6 protein-coding genes and 1 other RNA gene are annotated in these 6726 nt (G+C 46.1%); 1 reads left to right on the forward strand and 6 read right to left on the reverse strand.

The genetic code is table 11. The features are described from left to right. Positions 1 to 49 precede the first annotated feature (49 nt). Genes Q0X25_RS01745 through Q0X25_RS01770 form a run of 6 tightly spaced genes read right to left on the reverse strand, consistent with a single transcriptional unit; the run spans position 50 to position 5632 of the window. Positions 50 to 958, reverse strand: a complete 909-nt coding sequence (locus Q0X25_RS01745) for a patatin family protein (protein WP_298578663.1) — start codon at positions 956 to 958, stop codon at positions 50 to 52. Between the two features lie 35 nt (positions 959 to 993). Further along, entirely contained in the window at positions 994 to 1632 is a 639-nt protein-coding gene (locus Q0X25_RS01750) for a DUF5028 domain-containing protein (protein WP_298578665.1), read from the reverse strand. After that, a complete protein-coding gene (locus Q0X25_RS01755; RefSeq protein WP_367270372.1) occupies positions 1629 to 2354 on the reverse strand; it encodes an ABC transporter ATP-binding protein in 726 nt (241 codons plus the stop codon). The genes Q0X25_RS01750 and Q0X25_RS01755 overlap by 4 nt, the downstream gene beginning before the upstream one ends. Beyond that, a complete protein-coding gene (locus Q0X25_RS01760; RefSeq protein ID WP_298578667.1) occupies positions 2303 to 3979 on the reverse strand; it encodes a hypothetical protein in 1677 nt (558 codons plus the stop codon). The genes Q0X25_RS01755 and Q0X25_RS01760 overlap by 52 nt, the downstream gene beginning before the upstream one ends. A gap of 11 nt (positions 3980 to 3990) precedes the next feature. Then, positions 3991 to 4872, reverse strand: coding sequence for a hypothetical protein (locus tag Q0X25_RS01765; RefSeq protein ID WP_298578669.1), 882 nt, complete (start codon positions 4870 to 4872; stop codon positions 3991 to 3993). Between the two features lie 10 nt (positions 4873 to 4882). Beyond that, positions 4883 to 5632: a hypothetical protein gene (locus tag Q0X25_RS01770; RefSeq protein WP_298578671.1), complete on the reverse strand. Its 750-nt coding sequence runs from the start codon at positions 5630 to 5632 to the stop codon at positions 4883 to 4885. A 487-nt stretch (positions 5633 to 6119) separates the two neighbouring features. Between Q0X25_RS01770 and ssrA the strand changes: the two genes are divergently transcribed. Beyond that, positions 6120 to 6490: a transfer-messenger RNA gene (gene ssrA / locus Q0X25_RS01775) on the forward strand. Positions 6491 to 6726: the final 236 nt, after the last annotated feature.

Below are 6726 nucleotides of genomic sequence, written 5' to 3' on the forward strand. Positions count from 1 at the left end.
TACTAGGTTGATTGAACCGGCTTTTCGCTTATTCATTTTTATAAATTTTTTATTTTTCGGCAGGATGCAGAAACTTGTCAATCTCAGCAAGACGCGCCTGCGTCTGACGGCGACCCTGAAGATAGAGGTCGAGCAAGGGCGCTCCATCATGTTCATTGACAGAAACTTCTACAGGCTTATCGGGAGCGATAACAAGGATTTGTCCCTCTTCCTCAAGTTGCCACAAACGCTTGCGCTGCTCGTTATAGCGGATATAACGTGTACGAAGTGCCTCAAGATAGTAGGGATAATTGTCATAAAGATGTGAACGAAGAGCAAGGCGTTGAGATGAGGCGGCTTTTTGATACGTGCGGTCGCGGGTAAGCACGACAAGTGCTCGGTCTGCTGGTACATACCCTTCGGGAAGTGAGCCAGCTGCACTTTCAAGTCCAAGAGCCGCTTCAAAGGCAACCGAATCGCTGGTGCCGCCATCAAGATAGCGATGCCCGCCAAACTCAACCATACGAGAAACTACGGGCAATGATGCAGAAGCACGCACCGCCAAAAAATCTTCTTTGCTACGCACAGGTAGGTAGGCAGCCGTACCAAACACGACATCAGTTGCTACTGCATAAAGCTCCAGAGGATTATCAAAAAATTCATCATAATCGCAGGGGTCGAGCTTGTTTTGGACTTCGTCGTAGATAAACTCACCGCTGGCTAAATCGCCTGTCTTGGCCAAAGACATAAAGGACATAAAGCGACGATCATCCCGAAAGGCAAGCATGATGCGCATAGTGCGCCCAATCTGGCGACTCTTTACGTTAACAGCATTCATCGCACCAGCAGAGGTACCCCAAACACTGGCATACTCATCGCCCAGCCCTCGCTCCATCAACACATCGAGTACGCCTGCCGTAAAGATGCCTCGGTAGCCACCGCCTTCAAGCACCAAAGCGATGCGATTTTGTATGCTCATCTTGGCTCCTGTCTATCTGCTAAACAGTGTCTAGATTAGTCTACCGTTGCTGAAACGTTAATGAGTTTTCTTGTAGGCATACGAGAGGCCAGAAGATAAAACTGGCGATCCTTCATCGGCGTAGCATACACGTCACTGCCAACAGCATTAGTGACATAGGGGATGTGCATGACAAGCTCAGTTCCAGGCTTGATACTAATAGTTGAATTAGCCCCCTTTTGCACTTGTGGCCATAGTGAGTCTGTTTCAAAAACATCTGGTACAAAGTACTGGTTTTGTCGTTCTGAAACCAAGACCATACTAAAAATTGATAAGCCACCTTGTCCGGGGCCTTCATTGCGTACGCGTATCGCTACATCTACAACGCAAGGAGTGGTTCCATGAGCGCCCGGATGTGCGGGAGTAACTCCGTGCGCTTCTAGATAATCGTCATATGTCCGCACCACAGCACTTTCCACCATAAGCGAGTAATGCTTTGTGCCTTCACCGTTTTCATTAGCCACCTCTTCAAAAGCCCCTTCAAGAGGCACCCAGGTCTTTTCTTTGTAAGATTCAACGGGGATTTGAGGGAGATGGTGATTGACCCACCAGATACGTATACCTATGAGGAGGCCGCATATAACGATAGATATAATCAAACGTTTCGCGATACGGAAATGAAAGAGAGACATCATCGCGTCTCCCCTTTTACGTTATTAGTTTGTGCTTTGCATATTTTTCCAAAACTCATGTGGTAGCTCATATCACATATCGAGCTTAAAAAATTTTGATCGTGACTTGAAATAAGAATAGCCGCGCCACGCTTCTTCTCTTCTTGTAAAACATTGACAAGCATTGCCCTACCCTCTTCATCAAGAGCATTGGTTGGCTCATCTAATACAAGCAGCTCTGGATGTTCCATTATCGCTAACGCAATACCAAGACGCTGTTTCATTCCTAAAGAATACGTTTTGCAGGGTTTCTTATTATCTGGTAAAAGTCCCACGCGATTCATGGCCTGTTTAAGTTCTTCTTTAGTAACGGTATTTCGAATAGAAGCAAGCAGCTCAAGATTTTTTAAGCCAGAATAGGAATTAAGAAGAGCCGGTTCCTCTATCAAAAATCCTAGACTTTGCGGAAAGTCAATCTGTCTCCATAACTGTTTGCCGTCCACACTGACAGTCCCTGTATCAGGCCTTACAAGGCCACATACGGTACGCATCGCCATCGTTTTGCCAGAGCCATTTTCTCCCTCAAGACCCACGATGCTCCCTAGATCAACCTCGAAGTTAACGTTTGAGAGAACTTCCTCAGGGCCAATGCGTTTACTCACCTTGCATACTTCGACATAGCTCATGATTACTCCTAAATAATATCCAGAGTACGAATTTTTTTGGCTCCCCAAACAATTGAACATGTAGCGCAAACGGCACTCACGAGGCAAACAACAAAAAACGAGCTCAAGGACAAGTGCTGCGTAACGCGTACAAATTCTCGCGCTATCATCATGTGCTCTCCCGGCAAAAGAGGCATAGATACAAAAATCGAGATGCATAGAAGACTTGTGAGTCCTAGAAAGACTGTCTTCGCATCAAAAAAGAGTGTGAGGCACTCCTGAATAAGAGCCAGCGCACTCGATATACAGACCACTTGAATGTACAAAATAAGACTGTTTATGAGCGGGAGGCTCGCAGCATTTCCATCAACAGAAATCAGATCTGCCAGTGCATGCGAACTCATAATCGATGAATCAGCATGAAGAGTCGCGCCGCAGCAGAAAACTGCCAACGCTGTCATGAGCCAATATGCGCCTATTTGAATGAAGATATAAGCGCAGCGAGCAAACCAATATGCTCGTCTACTTCCACACGCAACAACAAGGTGATTTTTCCGCACATCAAGAGATGCAATAAAAACTAACGCAAGGGGTAGAAGCACTCTTATTATCCACGCAAAGGGAATTACTGGCATCCTTGCCGTAGTTATCGCACCAAGTAACGGTTCGGGTGTTGACGAGCCCCACACCGACCAAAAGAGTAAGTCTCCAAAAGAAACTGGTCCACATTGTGGTTCGTCTGCTACCAGGCTCATAAGGTCAGCAACTTGTGCGAGAGATATGCCTATCCCAAAAAGGCATATAAGAAACAGCTGAAAACGGCCAGCTCCTAATAAAGACTTCAGTAATAGGCCAAAGGAAACACATCTATCGTTCTTCTTGGCACCAGCAGTCCGCACAAAGACTTCCCTGCAATTTCTCGCTCTATTTTTGATGCCGTTTCTTCTGTAAAAAATACTCCCTGCCACCCAGAAAAATAAAGCTAAAGCGCCGACCATGGAGGCGCCTTGGTAAACATCTAAACCCCCCGCATCAAAAAGTGCACACCTACTTGTCATAAGGTACGAGATGGGAGACGTTGCCTGTCCCAACATCGCTACCGCAAAAAGAATTGCTTGAAAGAGAAATACGATAAAAGAGTTAGAAATGCTACTCATAAAAAGCTGTAAGAAACCCAGTGCAATACAGCCAATGAGAAGAACGCATAGAAATGTGCAGACTTGTGCGGCTTCAATCGAATCTCCTGCATGATTTGAATGCCACAAAGAGACTCCTGGCGCAACCGCCGATAAGGATGGTTTTCCACCCGTACCTATTGAAAAAGCGTAGGCACAGAGCACTAACACGCCTAAGGAAATGACTACGAGCATCACGACAGCGAGACAATATCCAGACCACACCGTCTGGCGTCTTTTCCCAGCAATCAATAATTTCGCCTCAAGCGGCTTGCCTATAATTTGTCCCACAAAGATTGCGGGGCTTGTCATCAACATCATAAAAAGAAACCATGTAGGATTAAAACCGCGATAATCTCCAGCAGCTATATGAAGCAAAATGTCACCCGCCTGCATAGCTACTGCCACTTCTTGCGCATCGTGAGCGAGAGATAACGAAATGATGGCACAAAGGCCCGCTATACCGATGCATATGACGACCATCCGCATACGACAAATATGCAAAATCAGTCGAGCAACCCGCATCGCCATCGCGATATCCTCTATAAATAGTCTCTTCTTATGAACACCCATAGAGAAAGTCCTATAAAAAACAATAACGCAATAAACAAGAGTATGAAAGCGGCCGCCACATGCGGCAGACTCCTAACTGCCAACGCATGCATGACGTCCATGCCAAGCAGCGCTGAGCGCACAACATTCTTCCCGATAGCTTCGCCTACACTAAGTCGCAGTTTTCCTCCCACAAATGAAAGTACAATCAGAAAAAGATACGAGCCGACATAAGCTTTGGAGAAACTTTCCATCGCAACTGCAACAGCAGAAACAGCTACGGCCCATAAGCCTGCAATACAACCGGCAAGACAGGTCCACAAAATGCAAAAGGCTAGAGGATGCATAAACAAAAGTGAGGAAAAGAGCGCATCTGGCCCTACTGCGTGATAAATTAAGTCACTCGCAAGCAGAGGCATTGCAGGTGCAAAACATGCACAAGTCACGAGGTTAATAAGATAGGGAACTGTGATACAGAGACTCCCCGTAACCCATGTTGCCAGCAGTTTTGCCGCTAAAGTGTATTTTCGACCCGCGCGCACGGCCGCCTGAGCCTCAAGGCCACAGATGCGCTCCTCATTCCAAGCCCATGCATAGGGAAGAGCAACTATCAAAGGCCATACCAGAAAGAAAACTCCCGCGGCAATTTCGCTTGTCCTGATGGGAAGCCACAATGCATAACAGCCCACAGATGAGTAGCCAACATCTTCTATGTTCCAGAGCTCAAGCGCTTCGCTGAGGGTATTTGAAAAAATAACGTAACTCTGCAAGGCAGACAGCGATGCTAAGAGTACGCCCGCAGCCAACGATCCCCAAAACCACGGATTTTTCCCTAGAGCTTTTTTAAGCTCAATGATAAAAATATTTCTCATAAACAGTCACTCATTTTGTATTCGCTGAACTGCTTAATTCAACTTGTACCGTATGGGCCAGGTCTCCATCGGGAGACAGATCGAGCATATGCGTTTGTTGAGTAGCATCGCCATCAATGAAGTATCCGCAACGCACCTTTATGGTTTCTCCCGGCTCTGCCCATATATAGTTTTTTGATTTTTTTGGATCTTTTGACTGTGAAAGAGCGGGGCCTGAAAAATATGCCAGCTCACTTTTTGAACCAGATGTATTTCCCGAATTATTCAAAACATAATCAATCAGTATAGCAGGACACCCTATACTATCGATAACGTACTGCTTGCACTTTGCATCTACATTGGTGATGCTAATTTCTACCACTAAGAGTTTTTTATCAGATTTCTTCAGATCTGATGGGATATATAGCTCATCTTCTGGAGCAAAACCCGCCTCTTGTGCGGTATCAAAGACTTGCGGTGCTGAGACTTTCATTTGCAGAGTGCCTACCCACGTAAGACTTTGCGCAAATAAATCCGTATTACTATTGGAGTCTGCTTTTCCGGTAAGACTAAATGTTTCCTCAGGCTGATATGTCTTTTTCGAAGCAGCGATGTCTTTTTGCTCTTGTTCCTCAAGCATATTTGCCTGACGTGTAAGCTCAGCCGAATGATGGTATTCCGCCACAATAAAGCCTAGAGTAACCACCGCTAGGATCCCGACAATTAAAGTGGTTATCAGGTTTTTCTTTTTGCGTTGTAATTCTCTTACTTCCTTCGACATGCTCTAACCTTCTCTGAGAAGCTCCGCCCTCATAGGAGAGCAAAGGTCTCCACCTTTTGAGTATGCAGTATAGTTTGTCGCCACATGTCCACGTCTTGCTTTTATTTTTCTATGGGCCTAGCTGCGCTTTCGAACCATCAACGTACAGATTAATACGAAGCAATTGCAAATAAAACTTTTGATCCTAAAGACTCGTGGGGACGCATGGCTACTCCTCTCTCCATCAATACAGGCTGTACTTAAGCATACGCAGAGAATTAGCCTCTTGCAACTTTTTTCACTTCTTATTCGACAAAGGTATCATTTTGCTTCATGATCGATGCACCACCAATTACGAGTCTCTAAATAAGTTATTTGCTGTATGATGTTGTCCCCTAAAGACTTTGGTACTTTGAAATTCGCATGGTGGCCCTGTGCCCCTTTTTGACTGGTGCGCTACGGCGTGCCAGCGCTGGTATGTAACTGCATGCCAGCGGCTTATTTTTTTGGGGGCGACTGGTTTCGACAGGGTAATTCTGAGATGGGCAGCAGGTCGTGGTCTCCTCGCCACGTAAAACAGGGGTACAGTCAAAATTGAATTGACGACAACGTTCTTTCTTTTGAGCCTTCCATGGCTCTCGCCGCTTAATTAAGCCTGGCGCGTCTATCCGGGGAACACTCCCGCCCCCGGTGTGACGTCATCTAGGGAGATGCGCTTGCGAACGTAGTCGGTATGCCGCAAGCAAAGACTGAACCGACTGGGATACTGCGCGCTGGTCAGCGTGTGTACAGCATCCAAGATTAAATCGCTGACTGAACCTGGAGACACCTGTCAGGGAGTTGCTTTGGACCGGAGTTCGATTCTCCGCGCCTCCACCATGACGTTTCAGGCTCCTATCAGTGTTTCCGCTGGTAGGAGCCTTATTTTATTAAGCCATTACTATCGGGAATTACCAAACATCCGCAGGTAAATACGCGTGTTAAGCGAATATATAACAGATGGTTCAAGCTTCGACTCCTCCAACCGTAGATGGTTCAAACTTCGGTATGTCCATCCATAAAACCGCAGGTCAGAATTTGTGAAAACTCGAAGAACGAACCATCTTTGCTGATTG

The sequence above is a fragment of the uncultured Olegusella sp. genome, assembly GCF_947253395.1.
Taxonomy (GTDB): domain Bacteria; phylum Actinomycetota; class Coriobacteriia; order Coriobacteriales; family Atopobiaceae; genus Olegusella.

What these genes read in the sequence shown, in the direction of transcription:
- Q0X25_RS01745 (WP_298578663.1), bottom strand. Translation starts at nt 958, where the DNA reads ATGAGCATACAAAATCGCATCGCTTTGGTGCTTGAAGGCGGTGGCTAC.
- Q0X25_RS01750 (WP_298578665.1), bottom strand. Translation starts at nt 1,632, where the DNA reads ATGATGTCTCTCTTTCATTTCCGTATCGCGAAACGTTTGATTATATCT.
- Q0X25_RS01755 (WP_367270372.1), bottom strand. Translation starts at nt 2,354, where the DNA reads ATGTTCAATTGTTTGGGGAGCCAAAAAAATTCGTACTCTGGATATTAT.
- Q0X25_RS01760 (WP_298578667.1), bottom strand. Translation starts at nt 3,979, where the DNA reads ATGGCGATGCGGGTTGCTCGACTGATTTTGCATATTTGTCGTATGCGG.
- Q0X25_RS01765 (WP_298578669.1), bottom strand. Translation starts at nt 4,872, where the DNA reads ATGAGAAATATTTTTATCATTGAGCTTAAAAAAGCTCTAGGGAAAAAT.
- Q0X25_RS01770 (WP_298578671.1), bottom strand. Translation starts at nt 5,632, where the DNA reads ATGTCGAAGGAAGTAAGAGAATTACAACGCAAAAAGAAAAACCTGATA.